At 41.2% G+C, this 22,782-nt stretch carries 10 protein-coding genes, 4 tRNA genes, 5 rRNA genes and 1 CRISPR repeat array (1 of these 20 only partly in view); all 19 genes read right to left on the bottom strand.

What is annotated here, in order from left to right:
- Positions 1-16 precede the first annotated feature (16 nt).
- Positions 17-340: a hypothetical protein gene (locus tag AACH31_RS00275; protein ID WP_161832622.1), complete on the bottom strand. Its 324-nt coding sequence runs from the start codon at positions 338-340 to the stop codon at positions 17-19.
- Between the two features lie 79 nt (positions 341-419).
- Complete coding sequence (locus AACH31_RS00270; RefSeq protein WP_338617731.1) at positions 420-2,654, bottom strand: EAL domain-containing protein; 2,235 nt, start codon at positions 2,652-2,654, stop codon at positions 420-422.
- A gap of 262 nt (positions 2,655-2,916) precedes the next feature.
- Positions 2,917-3,630: a CBS domain-containing protein gene (locus AACH31_RS00265; RefSeq protein WP_161832620.1), complete on the bottom strand. Its 714-nt coding sequence runs from the start codon at positions 3,628-3,630 to the stop codon at positions 2,917-2,919.
- Positions 3,631-3,633: 3 nt separating this feature from the next.
- Positions 3,634-4,170, bottom strand: coding sequence for an RNA 2',3'-cyclic phosphodiesterase (gene thpR, locus AACH31_RS00260; protein WP_338617728.1), 537 nt, complete (start codon positions 4,168-4,170; stop codon positions 3,634-3,636).
- Positions 4,171-4,511: 341 nt separating this feature from the next.
- A complete protein-coding gene (locus AACH31_RS00255) occupies positions 4,512-5,822 on the bottom strand; it encodes an alpha-amylase family glycosyl hydrolase (protein ID WP_338617727.1) in 1,311 nt (436 codons plus the stop codon).
- Positions 5,823-6,006: 184 nt separating this feature from the next.
- Positions 6,007-6,080: transfer RNA gene (locus tag AACH31_RS00250), tRNA-Gly, on the bottom strand.
- Between the two features lie 128 nt (positions 6,081-6,208).
- Positions 6,209-6,317: ribosomal RNA gene (rrf, locus tag AACH31_RS00245) — 5S ribosomal RNA — on the bottom strand.
- A gap of 173 nt (positions 6,318-6,490) precedes the next feature.
- Positions 6,491-9,384: ribosomal RNA gene (locus AACH31_RS00240) — 23S ribosomal RNA — on the bottom strand.
- Positions 9,385-9,428: 44 nt separating this feature from the next.
- Positions 9,429-9,504 (bottom strand) — tRNA-Ala (locus AACH31_RS00235).
- A 17-nt stretch (positions 9,505-9,521) separates the two neighbouring features.
- Positions 9,522-9,597 (bottom strand) — tRNA-Ile (locus AACH31_RS00230).
- A 61-nt stretch (positions 9,598-9,658) separates the two neighbouring features.
- Positions 9,659-11,174: ribosomal RNA gene (locus tag AACH31_RS00225) — 16S ribosomal RNA — on the bottom strand.
- The 16S, 23S and 5S rRNA genes sit together here with 3 tRNA genes alongside, the layout of an rRNA operon.
- Positions 11,175-11,277: 103 nt before the next feature.
- Positions 11,278-11,436, bottom strand: coding sequence for a hypothetical protein (locus tag AACH31_RS00220; RefSeq protein ID WP_338617725.1), 159 nt, complete (start codon positions 11,434-11,436; stop codon positions 11,278-11,280).
- Between the two features lie 298 nt (positions 11,437-11,734).
- Positions 11,735-13,616: direct repeats of the CRISPR family, unit length 36 nt; unit sequence GTTTTACAGTAGCTAAAATCTTAAGGGTACTAAAAC.
- Between the two features lie 51 nt (positions 13,617-13,667).
- A complete protein-coding gene (gene csn2-St, locus AACH31_RS00215; RefSeq protein ID WP_161832900.1) occupies positions 13,668-14,720 on the bottom strand; it encodes a CRISPR-associated protein Csn2-St in 1,053 nt (350 codons plus the stop codon).
- The gene (gene cas2 / locus AACH31_RS00210) at positions 14,717-15,025 is read right to left on the bottom strand and encodes a CRISPR-associated endonuclease Cas2 (protein WP_237658998.1); all 309 of its coding nucleotides are present in this window, start codon (positions 15,023-15,025) and stop codon (positions 14,717-14,719) included. The genes csn2-St and cas2 overlap by 4 nt, the downstream gene beginning before the upstream one ends.
- A gap of 11 nt (positions 15,026-15,036) precedes the next feature.
- The gene (cas1, locus tag AACH31_RS00205) at positions 15,037-15,939 is read right to left on the bottom strand and encodes a type II CRISPR-associated endonuclease Cas1 (RefSeq protein ID WP_338617723.1); all 903 of its coding nucleotides are present in this window, start codon (positions 15,937-15,939) and stop codon (positions 15,037-15,039) included.
- Between the two features lie 150 nt (positions 15,940-16,089).
- Positions 16,090-19,440 (bottom strand): type II CRISPR RNA-guided endonuclease Cas9, encoded by a 3,351-nt coding sequence (cas9, locus tag AACH31_RS00200; RefSeq protein ID WP_338617721.1) that lies wholly within the window; start codon positions 19,438-19,440, stop codon positions 16,090-16,092.
- Between the two features lie 169 nt (positions 19,441-19,609).
- Positions 19,610-19,683, bottom strand: a tRNA-Gly gene (locus AACH31_RS00195).
- 128 nt (positions 19,684-19,811) lie between these two features.
- Positions 19,812-19,920: ribosomal RNA gene (gene rrf / locus AACH31_RS00190) — 5S ribosomal RNA — on the bottom strand.
- Between the two features lie 173 nt (positions 19,921-20,093).
- Positions 20,094-22,782, bottom strand: a 23S ribosomal RNA gene (locus AACH31_RS00185) (it continues 206 nt past the right edge of the window).

Raw genomic sequence — 22,782 nt, 5'->3', positions numbered from 1 at the left:
CCCTTTACTATTATAATCAAGATAAGAAGTTTGAGTCAATATCACCTAAATACTCTTCGTCTTTATCTTTTGATTTCCCCATCCTTTTACCATCCATAACCACCTGAACAACAGCCGGCCCTCCATCGTTTGAAAGGGCACTAATGTCTTGTCCCACTAGCTGGTCTAACATATCTTTAAAAAATTTAAACTTATGCTCTTCATACATCGAAATAATTTGAACTAATAAATCATTTGTTAAATGAATACCCTGATCCTCTAAGCAACGACATACTTCATCAATAAATTCCGAATCTGGTTCTAAAAAAGCATCAAATCCTAAATCCATATCCTGCTTCATCGAATTTCACCTCTTCATAATAAAGATTATCCTAATGCCTCATTCCTCTATCATCTCTATTATGACCTATTTCTTACAATTAAACAACTAATTTTCCTTGATAATAACTTCCACTTACCACATCGATTCCAAAATCACTCATTAAATGTAAGCTTGATTCATTCTCAATTTCCGAACAACATAACTTAACATCCTTGCTCATACATACATTAATTAATGAGTTCATCATACTCAAATAATTTTTAGAAGACTTTAAATATTGAATAAAACAAGAACTTATCCTTAAATAATCAATACTTAAGTTACGAATCGATCCCGTTAATGCCCCGGCACCATACTCATCCAATGCAATATTCACATCATATTCACGCAATCGTTTTACTGCCTTTTGAATAAGGTCATTTTGTTCAAATAAAATATCCTCATTAACACTAATAATGACCTGATTAGGGTCAATTTTATGTTCCTTTAAATAAGAAATAACTCGAGAAGGCATCCATTTATGCAATAAAGCTTGTCTCGAAAATTTAATAAATAGAGATAACTTAACCCCATGCTCCTCTTCATGCCTTTTCAAATAATCGCAACCGACTTCAAATAGGTACATTTCCCGTTCAATATTTAATAACTCGCGCCCAATAGTCGCATCCTCAATTGGAAGTTGCGATAAAATGCGATTTTCATCTAGCACCGTAGAGCATTCAATTCCAAACAACTCATTACTCTCGCGATGATAAAGAGGCGCATACTCAATATTAATTTCTCCTCGGTAATCAGCCATCTCAATCGCTTGATGCACTTGATCCAATAAGTTATAAGCGATCGGTTTCCCCTGGCAATAATTCATCTGATACGGTAACTTGGGATTCGAGTTCAACACCATTTGACAAAAATGCCTCTTAACCTGATTAGACGTCTCCTCAAAAGATGCTGCCGTTAAGCGTGGAATACAAAAAGTTACGAAATACGGTTGTCCTAACTTTTCATAACAGTATTCTACAAATCGATTTATTTTACGTTTTAGCTTCACTTCTCCACAAGAAACTTCAAAATAAAACCATAACCCTTCCTTCTCTACAGAAAAAGTAATTCCTTCTCCCACAAACTCCTCTTGAATAACATCAATCACTGACTTTAATAACGAAGGTTTAAAATCATTATAAAAACACGCGTCAAATTTAAAATAACCTAGTAGTGTTTTTGGGGTATAGTCATACTGATATAACATCGGTAATCGATTCCAACTCACCACACGGAATTTTCCTTTATTCGGCATCAACTGAATCCCTTTATAATAATTCCGATAACTATTATATAAGCCTTGAATTCGAGGTCTAGAACGTTGTTCCTCATAATGAATCTGCTGGTTAACCTCGCTTAATCCCACCTTTAACTTACTCATCATCCACTCATTCTTTTGAATACGAGCCGACTGAACAAATAAATGACAAACAAAAGCTAACCAACCATGTTGATTCTTATCTTTTAACTTACGCATCATATTATTCATATATCGCTCTAACTCTTCATCTTTATCGTGCACTAAATGATAGGTCAGATGATACATTAAACGATAGACATTCAATGGCAATGAAACACTAATATCTAGTAATTGAAGATCCCACTCAATCTCCTCAACACGATTCAATTGTGCTAATGCATAGGCCCCTATAACCTCTTGCATAAAACCTTCTTCAGAGCGATATTCTTCTCCATAAATTTTGACGATTTCTTCAAAATCTTGAGTAGCATAGAGCTTTAACCATCGGAGTTGCTTTCTTAAATAAATTGGGACATTTTGCAACGAATATTTTTTATCTAACTTATCAATACGCTCTAGCTTTTTATACTGAACCAGAGTCATAAGAACGCGAATTAAACGCTCTAATGAATAAGACATCAGTATTAACAAGTTATGATCCTTTCCGAAAGAAGCCGCAAGCTCATAATAAAATTCCGCCTCTTTAAACATCCCTTTTGTTTCATAAATATAACCTAACTCCGCATAGATATATCCTTTTAAAATATGATTCTTTTCTAAATTTTCTAAAATACACTGACACTCAATTAAGTACATGACAGCTAAATTATTCGCTTTTTGACACGCATAATAACGCGATAGTCTAATTAATATTGGGATTAAACATTCTACATTTTGATATTCGCGGTAATCTTTTACCACCTCTTCAAGTCGAGCGTTACCCTTGACCAATTCCTCATCTAAAATCCTTCCAATTTTATCGTAATCCTCCAATAGGCAGCATGAATCAACAAAAAACTTTAATAGTGATTCCCGTGTTACCCTCTCCCCCATGTATATCTCTCCATTCTTTGTTAACCGTTTTCATCCTTAATCTAATTATACTAATGCCACTTACAAAAATAAATAAGATAATTTGCCAGATTCTCACGAATCACCAAAGCGTTAAAATTAAATACATTTTCACCTGTTCTTTTTAAACATTCCCTTTTAGTATCATCCACACTTAAAAGATCATCAGACCTCTTCGGCAGATAGACTAGACATCCTATCCTATGCCTATTCATCCAATATCATGACTCTTTCTGTAAAAAATTTAATTAAATACATATTGATCATGCGTATAAATATATCTTAATAAGTCATCATATGTAATCACAGCCTTAATCTCTTCCTCTACCGTCCCATTTTCCGTTAATAACAGAGCATCCAATTTTTTAGGCGATGTTTGATATAATCGCCAGGCTTCATAAATGGTCATAGATGTCGGAATAAACTCATACTGAGATTTTTTTTCAAAATCAAGTAATTCGCCGACTGTCCCAGATAACTCAATATTATTATTTTGAATATGTTTTTGTAACCATTTAGCGATCGCCCTTGAAGTCACTAATCCACTAAACTGGTTACCATCATACAAAGGAAGCTTCAAAATCTCTTTTTCCCCCGAAATCTTTAATACCTCTTGAATAGAATCCTTCATATCAAATTTAATAACCTCTGCCTGAAATACCCCGACTGTGGATGGATCAACGAGTCGTTGCTCAATAAATTTGATTCGCTCCACAGCCTCATCACTAGGTGTTGCCACGAGTTGTTCAAAATTATCGGTTTGATGAACAATAATATTTCTTAACTTTCGAAATAGATGTAGTTCATCTAAGTAAAGATTAATCATAGGGTGACCCTTTGCTTTATAGATTAAATCACTAAATGGGACATTATCATCCGAGTTCGTATACTTTTTTAAATATTTATGGATATGATTAAATGACTCAATAAACTCTAAGTATCCTTCTTGTTCTGCCACTGTTTACACCTCCCGAATATAAATCGGCCGATACGTTAACACACCGTCAATATTCGTACTTTCATATAATGTAATATTATTAACTATTGTTTCTTTAGAAATTTCTATTCCCCGTGATAAATCAACAGATGGAACGAGTAACTTCGCCTGACGACAAAGCGTGATATGCGGAGTATAGATAAACTCCTCAGCAGAAGTTAACCCCTTTTCAACCAAGGCGTCGTGCAAATCAATTGCAATCTGAGTTAAAGCCTCATTTGGATGTAATCCCATATAAATCACATACCGATTTTTCTTCTTAAAAAAGCCAATATGGTCAAAATATAACGTCAGCTGATTAACTTCAATGTGATTAATGACATCAATCAAGGTATTAATCGTTGACTCATCCATCATTCCTAAAAATTTAAGTGTTAAATGAAAGTTTTCTCTTCTCGTATACTTAGCCGTCTCACAATACTTCTCAACCATAAGAGCAGCATCTTGAAAATATCCCCTCAATTCCGATGAAAATCCTACACCAATAAATAATCTTCTCATGAACTGTCACCCATCTATTTATTTAGTCCTCAAACCAGACTTAATACACAACTACACTATAACACGCAGCATAAATTAGCCTCACTAATTTTCCTGTATTATTAGGATACACTAAATAACTGAAACTATTTGTCAGTTTTACAACCAATTTACAAATCTATAAAAAAAATAAAAAAGGGGGCCTGACTCTACTCGCCAGTACCCCCCTAAAACACATTGTGGATAACTTAAATAATCTAACAAGATCATGATAATTCACACCCAGTAACGACAGGATAGACCCATTACTTCCCTGCTATACATCCTATCACCTATTACAAGGATATCTAAGGAATTGATAATTATAACTTAAAGTTATCCACATCTATTAAAATTGGTTCTCCCTCTAAACGAAGATATCCATTCCGCACAACAATTGATGAATGCCCCACTAAATTCTCGTAAATGCCATCCGGAATATCGACAGAAAGTTCACCGTCTTTAAGTCCAAAGTTAAAAATAGCCACTCGAGTTTTTAACTCGGTTTCATACTTCAAAATAACAGAATCTGAAATATTACCTGACATGATCGTATAAACCCCATCTCGCATCACATCATCTTTCTTGAGGCGTGCTAACTTCGCCATCAAATCGGCAATACCATCTTTATTATATGATGACCAATCCACCTTATCCACATCAAATAAACTTGGTGTATGCTTACACGCAGCCTCTTGTCCTGCATAAATCATCGTTGTTCCCTTCTGCAAATAAACAAAAGTTGTCCACATGATTAACTGTTCAACCGTCTTAACTAAAGAAGCAATCCGACGTTGGTCATGATTTTCCAAACAACGTAATTTAATATAATTCCCCGGGTAAATAACCTCCTGATCTTGAAGTCGTCTTATATATAAATCTAAAGACGATTTTCCAAGTAAATAAGATTTAAATGCCTCATAAACATCGTAGTCATAACAAATATCAAAGGCCTGATACATTTCACAATCACTATGTACAGAAAAACCGAGTGAACGAATTGTTCTAATAAAATCTTTATCCACAGTTTCTGCTAGCCATATAAAATGAGGATTAATTTTTGAAACTTCACGACGGGCTCTTAACCAAAACTCTACAGGAACAAATGACGCGACATCACATCGATAACCATCCACACCTAATTTAGCCCAGTAGGTTAAACAATCAATAAGTTCCTCCCAAAGAGATTCATGTTGACTATAGTCAAAGTCCGTAATATCCGACCAATCCCCAACACGATTAGCAAATTCTCCTTCGGCATTTTTATAAAACCATTCAGGATGATGCTGTAATAAATAAGAGTCGCGTGAGGTATGATTATACACCACATCAATCATGATCTTCATATCCCATTCATGTACAGCCTCAATTAAAGCCACAAAATCCTCTAACGTTCCGTACTCTGGATTAACCGCACGATAGTCTGAAATAGAATAAGGACATCCTAATGTTCCCTTCTTATCCTTCTTTCCTATTGGATGAATAGGTAATAAATAAACAATATCCACACCTAAAGATTTTATACGTGGTAAATCCTCAATTAACTCACGAAATGTTCCACTCTCATTATGATTTCGATTATACACCTGATAAATAATAGATTGCTTTAAAGATGAATCTGTACACGTAGCCATTTATTTTCCCCCTTTAGTATTAGGTAATTCTAATATACCCATCCGTCCTGTCATAACTTGTAAAAACACTTCCTTACCCTAAAAAAAGACGGAATTACTTTAAGAGAAAATAATCGTCTCTCCTTTCGATATCGGTATCCCTGATAAATAAAAAAAACATCCCGAAGGATGTTGATTGGCTATTTGGAGCGGGTGAAGAGAATCGAACTCTCACAGTCAGCTTGGAAGGCTGAAGTTCTACCATTAAACTACACCCGCATTTAGTGTCTAGTACCGTTCGCATCTTCTCTATAAACTTATGCACACTCTCATGGCTTTCAGCCATTTCTGTGTTCGCTAAGTTTTATTCGAAGATAATCGCTCACTTGTACTTTTCTTTATTTATGGCCTAGCGACGTCCTACTCTCGCACTTGCGTACTACCCTCGGCGCTAAGGAGCTTAACTTCTGTGTTCGGTATGGGAACAGGTGTGCCCTCCTTGCCCTTATCACTAGACCTTCTGTCAGATCTTATCAATCTCACAAAACTAGATATCTTCTGCTTACTTCTTCTTGTCCGGCAACTCTCGCATCACAGTGGTAAAGTTCAATAACTGTTCATCACCTTCGTGATTCCTCAGTTCTTTTCACTTTCTGCCTGTGATAACCGCTCGTTTTTGCCTTTCCTATTTAGTTAAGTCCTCGATCGATTAGTATCAGTCCGCTTCATCTGTCACCAAACTTCCACTCCTGACCTATCTACCTCGTCGTCTTCAAGGGATCTTACTTCTTTCGAATGGGAAATCTCATCTTGAGGGGGGCTTCACGCTTAGATGCTTTCAGCGTTTATCCCTTCCACACGTAGCTACCCAGCTATGCTCCTGGCAGAACAACTGGTACACCAGCGGTGTGTCCATCCCGGTCCTCTCGTACTAAGGACAGCTCCTCTCAAATTTCCTACGCCCACGACGGATAGGGACCGAACTGTCTCACGACGTTCTGAACCCAGCTCGCGTACCGCTTTAATGGGCGAACAGCCCAACCCTTGGGACCGACTACAGCCCCAGGATGCGATGAGCCGACATCGAGGTGCCAAACCTCCCCGTCGATGTGAACTCTTGGGGGAGATCAGCCTGTTATCCCCGGGGTAGCTTTTATCCGTTGAGCGACGGCCCTTCCATTCGGTACCGCCGGATCACTAAGCCCGACTTTCGTCCCTGCTCGACTTGTAGGTCTCGCAGTCAAGCTCCCTTCTGCCTTTACACTCTTCGAATGATTTCCAACCATTCTGAGGGAACCTTTGGGCGCCTCCGTTACTCTTTGGGAGGCGACCGCCCCAGTCAAACTGCCCACCTGACACTGTCCCCTGACCAGCTCATGGCCACGGGTTAGAACCCCAGTAACACAAGGGTAGTATCCCAACAGCGACTCCTCCAAGACTGGCGTCCTGGTCTCTTCGTCTCCTACCTATCCTGTACATGTGTCACCAGTGCTCAATATCAAGCTACAGTAAAGCTCCACGGGGTCTTTCCGTCCTGTCGCGGGTAACCTGCATCTTCACAGGTACTATGATTTCACCGAGTCTCTTGTTGAGACAGCGCCCAGATCGTTACGCCTTTCGTGCGGGTCGGAACTTACCCGACAAGGAATTTCGCTACCTTAGGACCGTTATAGTTACGGCCGCCGTTTACTGGGGCTTCAATTCAAAGCTTCGCTTGCGCTAACCTCTCCTCTTAACCTTCCAGCACCGGGCAGGCGTCAGCCCCTATACATCACCTTGCGGTTTAGCAGAGACCTGTGTTTTTGATAAACAGTCGCCTGGGCCTTTTCACTGCGGCTTGCTTTCACAAGCACCCCTTCTCCCGAAGTTACGGGGTCATTTTGCCGAGTTCCTTAACAAGAGTTCTCTCGCTCATCTTAGGATTCTCTCCTCGCCTACCTGTGTCGGTTATCGGTACGGGCACCTAATAAATTATCCCTAGAAGCTTTTCTTGGAAGCGTGACATCAGCTGACTTCACCCTTGCGGGCTTTCGGCATCACAGCTCAATGTTTCGCCATGCGGATTTGCCTACATGACCACCTCACTGCTTACACGTGAATCCATTCACACGCTCAACTTAGCCTTCTCCGTCACTCCTTCAGTTTATTAAGTGGTACAGGAATCTCTACCTGTTGTCCATCGGCTACGCCTTTCGGCCTCACCTTAGGTCCCGACTTACCCAGGGCGGACGAGCCTTCCCCTGGAAACCTTAGGCTTTCGATGGATAGGATTCTCACCTATCTTTCGCTACTCACACCGGCATTCTCACTTCTAACCGCTCCACAGCTCCTTCCGGTACTGCTTCTCCGCTGTTAGAACGCTCTCCTACCACTGACACTTCGTGTCAATCCGCAGCTTCGGCGGTCCGTTTAGCCCCGGTACATTTTCGGCGCAGAGTCACTCGACTAGTGAGCTATTACGCACTCTTTAAAGGATGGCTGCTTCTAAGCCAACCTCCTAGTTGTCTGTGCATCTCCACATCCTTTTCCACTTAACGGACACTTGGGGGCCTTAGCTGGCGGTCTGGGCTCTTTCCCTTTTGACCATGGACCTTATCACCCACAGTCTGACTCCCGATCATATCTATCTGGCATTCGGAGTTTGATTGAGATCAGTACCCCGAGGTGGGGCCATCACCCATTCAGTGCTCTACCTCCAGTAGACTCTTATCGAGGCTAGCCCTAAAGCTATTTCGGAGAGAACCAGCTATATCCGTGTTCGATTGGAATTTCACCCCTAGCCACAAGTCATCCAAGCACTTTTCAACGTGCCCTGGTTCGGCCCTCCAGTCAGTGTTACCTGACCTTCAGCCTGCTCATGGCTAGCTCACACGGTTTCGGGTCTACAACATCGTACTCCTCGCCCTATTCAGACTCGCTTTCGCTTCGGCTCCGTCTCTTCAACTTAACCTTGCACGATATCGTAACTCGCCGGTTCATTCTACAAAAGGCACGCCATCACCCTTTAACGGGCTCTGACTAGTTGTAGGCACACGGTTTCAGGTTCTCTTTCACTCCCCTTCCGGGGTTCTTTTCACCTTTCCCTCACGGTACTGGTTCACTATCGGTCACTAGGTAGTATTTAGCCTTACGAGATGGTCCTCGTTGCTTCCGACGGGATTTCTCGTGTCCCGCCGTACTCAGGATCCCTTCCCTGCTTCACACAATTTCACCTACGGGACTCTCACCCCCTCCGGTTGGCCTTCCCAGACCATTCGGCTATCATGTTCAGTCATTTCTGAAGGTCCTTCTACCCCGGATTACTCCGGTTTGGGCTCCTCCCTGTTCGCTCGCCGCTACTTGGGGAATCGATGTTTCTTTCTTTTCCTCCAGGTACTTAGATGTTTCAGTTCCCTGGGTCTGTCTCCTCTATGGCTATTGATTCACCATACGGTGCTAGCGTATGACCACTAGCGGGTTTCCCCATTCGGATATCCCCGGCTCTTTGCTTACTTACAGCTCCCCGAGGCGTTTCGCCGTTTGTCGCGTCCTTCTTCGACTCCTAGTGCCTAGGCATCCTCCGTGCGCCCTTTATTACTTAACTTTTCTTCTTCAGAAGATATCTAGTTTTCAAAGATCAATTCTTTTTGGTGGAGACTAGGGGGATCGAACCCCTGACCTCCTGCGTGCAAGGCAGGCGCTCTCCCAGCTGAGCTAAGTCCCCATTCTCTTTTTCTTTTATGGTGGCCTAAATGGACTCGAACCATCGACCTCACGCTTATCAGGCGTGCGCTCTAACCAGCTGAGCTATAGGCCCATTCCACCTTAGGAAAATTGAAATTCTCCCAAAACTAAACAGAACGTCTCTTTCTCCATAGAAAGGAGGTGATCCATCCCCACCTTCCGGTAGGGATACCTTGTTACGACTTCACCCCAATCATCTACCCCACCTTAGGCAGCTCCCTCCTTGCGGTTAGGCCACTGACTTCGGGTGTTGTAAACTCTCGTGGTGTGACGGGCGGTGTGTACAAGACCCGGGAACGTATTCACCGCGACATTCTGATTCGCGATTACTAGCGATTCCAACTTCATGTAGGCGAGTTGCAGCCTACAATCCGAACTGAGATTGGCTTTATGAGGTTTGCTCCACGTCACCGCTTCGCTTCTCTTTGTACCAACCATTGTAGCACGTGTGTAGCCCAGGTCATAAGGGGCATGATGATTTGACGTCATCCCCACCTTCCTCCAGTTTGTCACTGGCAGTCTCGTTAGAGTCCCCATCTTACTGCTGGCAACTAACGACAGGGGTTGCGCTCGTTGCGGGACTTAACCCAACATCTCACGACACGAGCTGACGACAACCATGCACCACCTGTATCCATTGTCCCCGAAGGAAACCCTCTATCTCTAGAGGCATCAATGGTATGTCAAGACCTGGTAAGGTTCTTCGCGTTGCTTCGAATTAAACCACATGCTCCACCGCTTGTGCGGGTCCCCGTCAATTCCTTTGAGTTTCAGTCTTGCGACCGTACTCCCCAGGCGGAGTGCTTAATGCGTTAACTTCAGCACTGAGGTTCGACCCCCAACACTTAGCACTCATCGTTTACGGCGTGGACTACCAGGGTATCTAATCCTGTTTGCTCCCCACGCTTTCGCGCCTCAGTGTCAGTTGCAGACCAGGAAGCCGCCTTCGCCACTGGTGTTCCTCCATATCTCTACGCATTTCACCGCTACACATGGAATTCCACTTCCCTCTTCTGCACTCAAGTCAACCAGTTTCCAATGACCCTCCACGGTTAAGCCGTGGGCTTTCACATCAGACTTAATTAACCACCTGCGCGCTCTTTACGCCCAATAATTCCGGATAACGCTTGCCACCTACGTATTACCGCGGCTGCTGGCACGTAGTTAGCCGTGGCTTTCTCATAAGGTACCGTCAATTGATAGTCATTTCCTCCTATCACCTTTCTTCCCTTATAACAGAATTTTACAACCCGAAAGCCTTCTTCATTCACGCGGCGTTGCTCGGTCAGGCTTTCGCCCATTGCCGAAGATTCCCTACTGCTGCCTCCCGTAGGAGTCTGGCCGTGTCTCAGTCCCAGTGTGGCCGTTCACCCTCTCAGGTCGGCTACGCATCGTCGCCTTGGTAAGCCTTTACCCCACCAACTAGCTAATGCGCCGCAGGCTCATCCATCAGTGATGCCAGGAGCATCTTTAAACTTTCGTCCTATCCGGTATTAGCGATCGTTTCCAATCGTTGTCCCCGTCTGATGGGCAGATCACCTACGTGTTACTCACCCGTTCGCCGCTTCCCACCGAAGTGGTTCGCTCGACTTGCATGTATTAGGCACGCCGCCAGCGTTCATCCTGAGCCAGGATCAAACTCTCCATAATTGTTTGTTTCCTTAGCTTGCGAAATTTCTTTCGCTCATGATTCTTGACGTTCTGTTTAGTTTTCAAAGAACTTCTCTCGCCTTTTGGCGACTTCTTTATCTTACTACATTCGACTTTTTCTGTCAAATGTTTTTTTATCTTTTTTGTAAGATTTCTTATCTGCCTCTCTTGGCGACTTTTCTAGTTTATCATGTTCAACCATTTCTGTCAAACACTTTTTAACTTTTTTGTTTTCTTTTTCATCGTCTTTTTGACGACTCATTTATAATATCATTCTGCCATCTGATTGTCAAACACTTTTTATCTTTTCCCATTATATAAACCCTAAGTCCCTGAAGAATCAATTACCTCAAAGTCTTCCCCCCATTATCCTTTACACTTCCCGCTGCATTTAATAAAATTCATGTAACTTATTTAGAGATTTCAAGCATTTCATTGATTTGTTCCTACATCCCCCACAAAAAAAGATGACTCCTAATCATTGGAAATCATCTCATACTTATAAGCTAAAATCTTAAGGGTACTAAAACCTCTCCACATGCAGATAAATATATCTCTCTGTTTTACAGTAGCTAAAATCTTAAGGGTACTAAAACGCCTGTGTGAATTTGTTTCCACCTGATTTGGTTTTACAGTAGCTAAAATCTTAAGGGTACTAAAACTTATTATTGAGGTTGGATTTCAACAATCGCGTTTTACAGTAGCTAAAATCTTAAGGGTACTAAAACCCCTGGGGTTGCAAACTTAAAAACTGCTCTGTTTTACAGTAGCTAAAATCTTAAGGGTACTAAAACCTTGCCGAGATAAAATCCTGCTGTACTTAAGTTTTACAGTAGCTAAAATCTTAAGGGTACTAAAACTCAAACATGCAAAATCAACTCTTTCTATTGTTTTACAGTAGCTAAAATCTTAAGGGTACTAAAACAAGAACGTGTGACTAGCTTATCACCTTTTGGTTTTACAGTAGCTAAAATCTTAAGGGTACTAAAACAAACGGATATTGGGATTCTTCTGGGTTATCGTTTTACAGTAGCTAAAATCTTAAGGGTACTAAAACAAACGGATATTGGGATTCTTCTGGGTTATCGTTTTACAGTAGCTAAAATCTTAAGGGTACTAAAACTCGATTCTGCTCAAATGATTTTGCCATGCGCGTTTTACAGTAGCTAAAATCTTAAGGGTACTAAAACAGTTGCTTCAGTTTTTTTCTTATACACCATGTTTTACAGTAGCTAAAATCTTAAGGGTACTAAAACCCTGAAATACCGAAATTTCTCATCAGTGAGTTTTACAGTAGCTAAAATCTTAAGGGTACTAAAACAGAATATAATGACGCCCTTTCTAATTTTAAGTTTTACAGTAGCTAAAATCTTAAGGGTACTAAAACTTACAAGGGTTTAAACGGTTCAAGTGAGGGGTTTTACAGTAGCTAAAATCTTAAGGGTACTAAAACTAACAAGATGACAATTCCTGTGATTGTTCAAGTTTTACAGTAGCTAAAATCTTAAGGGTACTAAAACATCAGGGCTGAACTTTGATGACTTTGATTGTTTTACAGTAGCTAAAATCTTAAGGGTACTAAAACAGAACGATTAGGTGGCGTTGGTGCTCTCTGTTTTACAGTAGCTAAAATCTTAAGGGTACTAAAACTTACATAAGATGATGAATTTAAGGCTTTGAGTTTTACAGTAGCTAAAATCTTAAGGGTACTAAAACTTTAGAAAAAATGGGGTAATTTATGAAAAAGTTTTACAGTAGCTAAAATCTTAAGGGTACTAAAACATGATGTTAAGCCAGACGAAACCTGGTATTGTTTTACAGTAGCTAAAATCTTAAGGGTACTAAAACAATCTCAATAAAAGATAGTTATAGCACTGTGTTTTACAGTAGCTAAAATCTTAAGGGTACTAAAACCAATTCAACCTCAAATTCATTAAGCGTGATGTTTTACAGTAGCTAAAATCTTAAGGGTACTAAAACAAAAGGATTATTTGGTTATCGGTAAACTTTGTTTTACAGTAGCTAAAATCTTAAGGGTACTAAAACGTTCCATGCTACACCCCCAAATAGCGTTGAGTTTTACAGTAGCTAAAATCTTAAGGGTACTAAAACTAGCGAAGACCCTCGAGAACCAACACCTGAGTTTTACAGTAGCTAAAATCTTAAGGGTACTAAAACAAATAGTGAGACATCTAACTCGTCGATTTGGTTTTACAGTAGCTAAAATCTTAAGGGTACTAAAACTCTGTCGGATGTAAGCATGGAGATGGCTGGGTTTTACAGTAGCTAAAATCTTAAGGGTACTAAAACCTTCGCGTGGTTTAAATTTATATCGTCCATGTTTTACAGTAGCTAAAATCTTAAGGGTACTAAAACATCTCCTTTACATGATTAAAGCTCACTATAGTTTTACAGTAGCTAAAATCTTAAGGGTACTAAAACCTCAAATTGATCGTCAAGGCTTTAGCACTTGATTAAATTATAACGTAGCCCTTAAAATTTATAAAGCTTTTCCCTTAAAAAATTCATTTCGAGTGGGGAGAGTTCATCAATTTCGTCAGAATGATACTGATAGAAACAAAATCCCTCATTTAATAAAATAAATACTACTAAATCCCGCTGGCGATGAACATGTCGAACTCCTTCTTTACTTAAAAGATATGGAATCACTCGTTTTAAGGTCAATAGTAACTCCTCTTCACGCCATTGGAATAAAGTAGGATAATGTCGTTCAATATACTCCAAAATACTTGTCCAATCATAGAAAGACTGGCACTCTTGATCCCCACAAATCAAAATAGCTTCTAAATCCTCCTTCTCAACTAAAAGATCGTCGGGTTCCCGCCCAATATTTACAATCATTAAGTCATAATCTTCACTTAATTGTTTCAGATTCTTTAATATACGGACAATCTCCTCAGAAGAAATTAATTGAGATAAATGTTCCAAGCAAATTAAATAACGGGTTGCCGTTCGTTCCAATAGAACGTTTAGAATCTTAAGAAATACCTCTAATAAATAATTAGTTTCCATAAATTCCGAACTATATACCCCGTAATGACTTAAATAGGCAATTAAATGTTGTTGAGTAAGTAGCGATAGCGTCATGGGTTTAATTTCAAATTCATAATCAAGTCCGTAATCTGCACATCGTCTCTGGTACTCAATAGCTACTCGCTCTAAGAGTTCATTTATTTGTGCAAGATAATCGGCAACCATGACCCCATCATTCACTTGCTCTAAAAAGGTCGCAAGTAGGGATCCCTTTCTTCCACTTAACTGGTACAACAAATCTTCACGTGAAGCAATTTTAATATAGTGATACTCACCCTTTTTAATGACTTTCTCATCGCAGTACCAAATGAGTTCTTGATTCCCCAATGACTCCGCCTCAAGTTCGTTATACCGATGACCGAGCACTGAAAATTCTAGCACCTGCTTTAAGTATACCTGAGCCTTTCGGTTACACCCGGTTAGTTGAATAAAATTCTCCCCTCTATGATCCACTCTTTCCATTAAGGGATGTTTAAACGAGTAATTTTTCATATGACGACCACCTTATTCGTTCCAATGACTGATTCTTGGTGATTTTTCACTCCGATTATCAACGCCATATCCTCAAATTGCTTTTCCGTGACCATTAATAGGCGAATATGTCCATGCTCAGGTGCTTCTTGATTAATAATCCGATAAAACTTTTTCGCGTGTTCGCGATTGGGACATGTCCTCACATAAACGGAATATTGTAACATCTCAAATCCATTCGAAATTAATAATTTACGAAATTGACGATACGCTCGCTTTTCAGTCGCCGTCTCCGTTGGTAAATCAAAAAAACATAATATTCTCATCACATCATACCTCATACTAATTCCTCAAATCCCAGCAAGCTTGGCTCCTGTAATCGTTCTAAGTTTTCATGCTCTAATACCGCAACAAAATCCATCACATACTTTTCAAGTACCACCTGTAGCGTATAATTTCCACCCTTATACTGACAACGCTTCGTCATCAATCCAATGAGCGCCTGCCGATGCTCGCTTTTAAAATAACGTTCATCTTTAAAATATTTATACACCATATAATCAACAAACGGTCGAAAAGGTTCGATTAAATCATCCACCAAATTAAAAGCATTATACTCACTTCGATGAAAAACCCCAAGCAATGGAGAGAGTCCATACCCTACCACCAATCGTGAAAGATGGGCACGAATAATCGAATACCCATAGTTTAAACATGCATTAATCGTATTGTCTTGTTGACGAGTGAAGTCTTTTCCGAACAGGGCGTTAAAATATACCTTCGCTGCATGTCCCTCACGATTCGTTCGATCATACGTTTTTACCTCTTGAACATATTGGTTCAGTCGTTCAATCGCTAAATCGTCTCGTTCAAATTCCACAAGGACCGCTAACTGATTACGAATTTTAAATGTAATCAATTGTTGCCAAATCAAATCTCTAAGTTCCTCTTTTAAAGCAATTTGACGGTGAATGAGCTTACTCGCCCGCACATGTCCCACCATCGTATTAAACATCCCACAGGGATGATGAGACTCATCGCACGTCACTAACGTAATATTATATTTACTTAAATGCGTTAACAACCTCGTCGATATCGATGTCCGTTGGCCATCGACCACAATCACCGAAAGATCCGCAAGAGGCAACGTATACTGCTTATTATTTTTATCCACGACCAAATTATCTAGTTTTAACTTTAAACACTCTCCATCCTCAATCAACACACTACGCCAACTCATACCAATACCCCCTATTTTATTTTTAAATACAAAAAAAAGCCCCCGAAGCGGGGGCTGATTTCGGCATAAAGCCTTATTTTAGTAGATCCTTAAGATTTTAGCTACTGTGCAAGCGTCCTTGCACTTTTATTATATAATAATTCACAAGGTTTAACAAGAAGATTTAAACGATAATTTTAACTTTTCTCGTTTAATAAAATACTGATACCCAAGTACATCAACCTCAATTTTATAAAAATCATGAATTCCTTTTTTTAAGGTTTTCATTCCTAAAGCCTGTTTCTCATACTTAGACTTCTCAATTGGTTTAACCTCAATCATATTCGAATTACTCAAATTTCGTGACAAGAAACGATACTGATGCACTTGATCTTTTTCATCCGTCCATTGAAGTAAATTATTTTTATACAACGAGAAGCAGAACTCATAATTAGAATCCGTCGATTCCCCGTTAAGAATAGCTTCTAACTCTTCAACACTCAACAGAATGTTCTCCGACTTTAAAACCTGTTGATATTTTTGAAGAGATATCCCATACTCCCCACTTCCCTTTTGGTAAGATAAATCAGCATACTTTATCCCCGCGACCATATACCGATTTTCTTTCTTGTTGTAATAAATATCACTACGCCATGGATTTAATGATTGTAAAACAACCTTTCGATTTTTTTCATGTTCTTGCTTTAACTCAATATGAGTCCCTAGTTTCTTATCGAAATATTTAACACTTCTAATTTCTGGTCCATTTCCTTTTTTCGCATATTTTTGAAGCGGTCCATGCTCTTCACGATACATCGCAAATGGATTTTTCTCTTTTGAATATTGTCTTATCGCATCTTCTAGAATCGCAAAGGTTTGTGGATCATGATGGTACATTAAAAACTGTGTTTTATCTTTTTTATAACGATCCATAAAACGTTTCGCATCTGCGTCATCATAAATATTCTTAATCTTCGCCACCACATAGTGCTCTTTACTATCAGGATCTAGCACAAACTTCTTCTCACCTTTTGTTTCCTTCACTACCCCTTGGCGTGTCGAGTAAATAGTCGCATCCGCCACCTGACGATTAAACTTGCGATCTACCTTGTATGAATAACGACATTCGAGTGAAACCCGACGTAAACCGGTAAAGAACTTTTCAAATGGGGGTTGATACGCTAACTGATTATAACTATCTTCAATGATTTCCCCCGTCTCCTCATTCACCGTCACTGAATAATCATCCACACGAATATCCTCTTCCTTAAAGATGTCTTGTTTCTTCCACAGGCTGAGGTATGGAACGCATGCTACGGTTAGCGCATCAATCGCATGGTGCGAATGGCTTTCATCACGATCTTTTTTAATACCCCAATGCTTTCTTAATTGAGCCGTAAACTTTCCACGCACAACCCCAACCGTTGTATTCGGATAATTAACGGACATAAAGTCTTGTAACGTATTCAAAACAACGCGTGAAGCATAACGTGTATCTACCAGGTTACGATTAATAAACTGTCGGCGCACTTCGTACTTATTAATATCCTCCTCGAATAATAATAAATCCATTTTAGCCCGAGTCAACTTCCCTTTTCCATCATTGTACAATTTAACAATTTGGCTTTTATACTTGTCATAATTCCACTGCGAATTTTGTTTTCGTTTAAAATAACGGAATGGCGTTTGATTCCCTTTCCAACGATTTTCACTCGCATAACATAACACCTTATTATTTAAGCTATCGTCAAAGGAAATAGACTTAGGAATAATATGGTCAATATCAAACTGGTTCGGATTCATAATTAAATCCATCACTTTAATCGTTTTTCCACTATAGAGGCAACACTTTCCTTGCTCATACCATAAACGCAGCTTCGTATTTAAATCTTGATGATGACGATAAGCCTCTTCGCTAAAACCATATTCCTCTTGGGCCACTTTAATTGCGGTATCTTTGTGGGTCTTATTATCCTTTTTCGCTTGATCTAACCGTTTCTTTTCTTCCTTTTCATTAGCATCTCGTGGCATCTCAAGAACAATTTTATCTAACGCTCCATATTTTTTTAGCATCATATTGATGACCTTAATACTTTCACTAATCGAACTCCGAACAACTGGATTGTAAATCTCTTCGAGCAACATCTCTTTCTTAATATATTTCAGTCCCTTATAGAGATCCTTATTCGATTTAAACACACCCAACTCAGTGTATAACTGCATTTGATTCTTATGAGTTGACCATAGATCATCCATAATTTCATGCATCGCTTTTAACGATAAACTATGCCATTTAGAGAATAGCGTCCCATTCTTCTTTCTAAAATCGGCAATCGCATCGATAGCCTCATCACTTAATAACAGATTTAACTTCTTCACTTGCTCAACAATTTGTTTATATTCTGTACTCAACGTTAGCTGGACAGCGAGTTCATCAAAGTCAGCATCACTCCAGGTGGTAATATCAACATTGACCTCTTTCATCTTATTTCTAAACTTTCGATAAGCTTCAAAAGTATGAAATTCTGGTTTATCTTTATTATCGACCCTAAATCCTTTAATATCTTCCTTAATACACCCTGTCACCTTCATGATAATCTTCATCATATTAACCGTTTTAGAAGACATGATTTGCTGATAAATACTGCGTTTTTGATCCTCTGTTAACTTTTCACCAGCAATAGACAAGTTGTTCATGTCATTGAGAAAATCAAATAACTGAGCTGTATAAGAAAATTTTGCTGCACGACGTTCATCAGGATACACTGTACACTTTCCAATTAAAATATCGAATAGGTTATCTAGTGTTTCTCCATTTTCACGATAAATTCCATAATCGGTACGTGACTTCTCATTTCCAGGTCCGACATAATAAAGGCGTTTATCTGTTAAAATTTTTATATACGATTCAACAAATTTTGTATCAATTTCCGGATAAAATTCACCTTGTTTCGAAAGAATCGCTCGCGCTTCCTTTTCATAAGCTGAGGTAGGGAAAATATTAACTAATAACTCGGGTTCACCCTCCTTAGTAAAAGTTTCAATAATCCCTCGAATTTGACCATACGTCTCATATCGAGCCATTTGAATTTGGCATGGATAGTACTCCTTCAACAACTCAACGTTATGACTTAACGAACTTCCATCCGCCTCATCTAGCTCAACATCCTCTAAATAGGAAATTCCACGATGTTTAGCCAAGTTATATAAAGCAGCGTACAACTCCTCACGACTTAGCTTCTCACTTAATCCTTTAACTCTTAAATGATACGGCGTCAGTGCCATAACATCACCACGGAAAAATCCGCTCTCTTCTAACAAATGCGCAATACGCGTTAATCGATGAACCTTCCGACGATTAAGACGTCGTGCCTGTCTTGAACCCCGACGCGTTTGATTATTCTCTGGATTAACAGAAGAAAAAAGTCGCACACCAGCTTCTAAAATAGTTCCATCCTCGGTATCAATAAGCCCGTATCCAACCGAACCTATTCCTAAATCTAATCCTAATGAAAGTCCCATAGCCATCCTCCTATATCATTATTACCACAATAATATCATATAACATTTAAAAAAGCACATTTTTTCACATATTTAGAGTTTTTGTAATATAAAAAAACTAACCTAATAAAGGTTAGTCCATTAATATAAGATTAAAAAAAAACATCCCGAAGGATGTTGATTGGCTATTTGGAGCGGGTGAAGAGAATCGAACTCTCACAGTCAGCTTGGAAGGCTGAAGTTCTACCATTAAACTACACCCGCATTTTTTGTCTAGTACCGTTTGCATCTTCTCTATAAACTTACGCACACTCTCATGGCTTTCAGCCATTTCTGTGTTCGCTAAGTTTTATTCGAAGATAATCGCTCACTTGTACTTTTCTTTATTTATGGCCTAGCGACGTCCTACTCTCGCACTTGCGTACTACCCTCGGCGCTAAGGAGCTTAACTTCTGTGTTCGGTATGGGAACAGGTGTGCCCTCCTTGCCCTTATCACTAGACCTTCTGTCAGATCTTATCAATCTCACAAAACTAGATATCTTCTGCTTACTTCTTCTTGTCCGGCAACTCTCGCATCACAGTGGTAAAGTTCAATAACTGTTCATCACCTTCGTGATTCCTCAGTTCTTTTCACTTTCTGCCTGTGATAATCGCTCGTTTTTGCCTTTCCTATTTAGTTAAGTCCTCGATCGATTAGTATCAGTCCGCTTCATCTGTCACCAAACTTCCACTCCTGACCTATCTACCTCGTCGTCTTCAAGGGATCTTACTTCTTTCGAATGGGAAATCTCATCTTGAGGGGGGCTTCACGCTTAGATGCTTTCAGCGTTTATCCCTTCCACACGTAGCTACCCAGCTATGCTCCTGGCAGAACAACTGGTACACCAGCGGTGTGTCCATCCCGGTCCTCTCGTACTAAGGACAGCTCCTCTCAAATTTCCTACGCCCACGACGGATAGGGACCGAACTGTCTCACGACGTTCTGAACCCAGCTCGCGTACCGCTTTAATGGGCGAACAGCCCAACCCTTGGGACCGACTACAGCCCCAGGATGCGATGAGCCGACATCGAGGTGCCAAACCTCCCCGTCGATGTGAACTCTTGGGGGAGATCAGCCTGTTATCCCCGGGGTAGCTTTTATCCGTTGAGCGACGGCCCTTCCATTCGGTACCGCCGGATCACTAAGCCCGACTTTCGTCCCTGCTCGACTTGTTGGTCTCGCAGTCAAGCTCCCTTCTGCCTTTACACTCTTCGAATGATTTCCAACCATTCTGAGGGAACCTTTGGGCGCCTCCGTTACTCTTTGGGAGGCGACCGCCCCAGTCAAACTGCCCACCTGACACTGTCCCCTGACCAGCTCATGGCCACGGGTTAGAACCCCAGTAACACAAGGGTAGTATCCCAACAGCGACTCCTCCAAGACTGGCGTCCTGGTCTCTTCGTCTCCTACCTATCCTGTACATGTGTCACCAGTGCTCAATATCAAGCTACAGTAAAGCTCCACGGGGTCTTTCCGTCCTGTCGCGGGTAACCTGCATCTTCACAGGTACTATGATTTCACCGAGTCTCTTGTTGAGACAGCGCCCAGATCGTTACGCCTTTCGTGCGGGTCGGAACTTACCCGACAAGGAATTTCGCTACCTTAGGACCGTTATAGTTACGGCCACCGTTTACTGGGGCTTCAATTCAAAGCTTCGCTTGCGCTAACCTCTCCTCTTAACCTTCCAGCACCGGGCAGGCGTCAGCCCCTATACATCACCTTGCGGTTTAGCAGAGACCTGTGTTTTTGATAAACAGTCGCCTGGGCCTTTTCACTGCGGCTTGCTTTCACAAGCACCCCTTCTCCCGAAGTTACGGGGTCATTTTGCCGAGTTCCTTAACAAGAGTTCTCTCGCTCATCTTAGGATTCTCTCCTCGCCTACCTGTGTCGGTTATCGGTACGGGCACCTAATAAATTATCCCTAGAAGCTTTTCTTGGAAGCGTGACATCAGCTGACTTCACCCTTGCGGGCTTTCGGCATCACAGCTCAATGTTTCGCCATGCGGATTTGCCTACATGACCACCTCACTGCTTACACGTGAATCCATTCACACGCTCAACTTAGCCTTCTCCGTCACTCCTTCAGTTTATTAAGTGGTACAGGAATCTCTACCTGTTGTCCATCGGCTACGCCTTTCGGCCTCACCTTAGGTCCCGACTTACCCAGGGCGGACGAGCCTTCCCCTGGAAACCTTAGGCTTTCGATGGATAGGATTCTCACCTATCTTTCGCTACTCACACCGGCATTCTCACTTCTAACCGCTCCACAGCTCCTTCCGGTACTGCTTCTCCGCTGTTAGAACGCTCTCCTACCACTGACACTTCGTGTCAATCCGCAGCTTCGGCGGTCCGTTTAGCCCCGGTACATTTTCGGCGCAGAGTCACTCGACTAGTGAGCTATTACGCACTCTTTAAAGGATGGCTGCTTCTAAGCCAACCTCCTAGTTGTCTGTGCATCTCCACATCCTTTTCCACTTAACGGACACTTGGGGGCTTCAGCTGGCGGTCTGGGCTCTTTCCCTTTTGACCATGGACCTTATCACCCACAGTCTGACTCCCGATCATATCTATCTGGCATTCGGAGTTTGATTGAGATCAGTACCCCGAGGTGGGGGCAGTCACCCATTCAGTGCTCTACCTCCAGTAGACTCTTATCGAGGCTAGCCCTAAAGCTATTTCGGAGAGAACCAGCTATATCCGTGTTCGATTGGAATTTCACCCCTAGCCACAAGTCATCCAAGCACTTTTCAACGTGCCCTGGTTCGGCCCTCCAGTCAGTGTTACCTGACCTTCAGCCTGCTCATGGCTAGCTCACACGGTTTCGGGTCTACAACATCGTACTCCTCGCCCTATTCAGACTCGCTTTCGCTTCGGCTCCGTCTCTTCAACTTAACCTTGCACGATATCGTAACTCGCCGGTTCATTCTACAAAAGGCACGCCATCACCCTTTAACGGGCTCTGACTAGTTGTAGGCACACGGTTTCAGGTTCTCTTTCACTCCCCTTCCGGGGTTCTTTTCACCTTTCCCTCACGGTACTGGTTCACTATCGGTCACTAGGTAGTATTTAGCCTTACGAGATGGTCCTCGTTGCTTCCGACGGGATTTCTCGTGTCCCGCCGTACTCAGGATCCCTTCCCTGCTTCACACAATTTCACCTACGGGACTCTCACCCCCTCCGGTTGGCCTTCCCAGACCATTCGGCTATCATGTTCAGTCATTTCTGAAGGTCCTTCTACCCCGGATTACTCCGGTTTGGGCTCCTCCCTGTTCGCTCGCCGCTACTTGGGGAATCGATGTTTCTTTCTTTTCCTCCAGGTACT

It is taken from the genome of Turicibacter faecis (assembly GCF_037076425.1).
Taxonomy (GTDB): Bacteria; Bacillota_I; Bacilli_A; order MOL361; family Turicibacteraceae; genus Turicibacter; species Turicibacter faecis.
The sequence above is the reverse complement of the archived record's forward strand: the minus strand, read 5'-3'. Positions and strand labels throughout refer to the sequence as shown.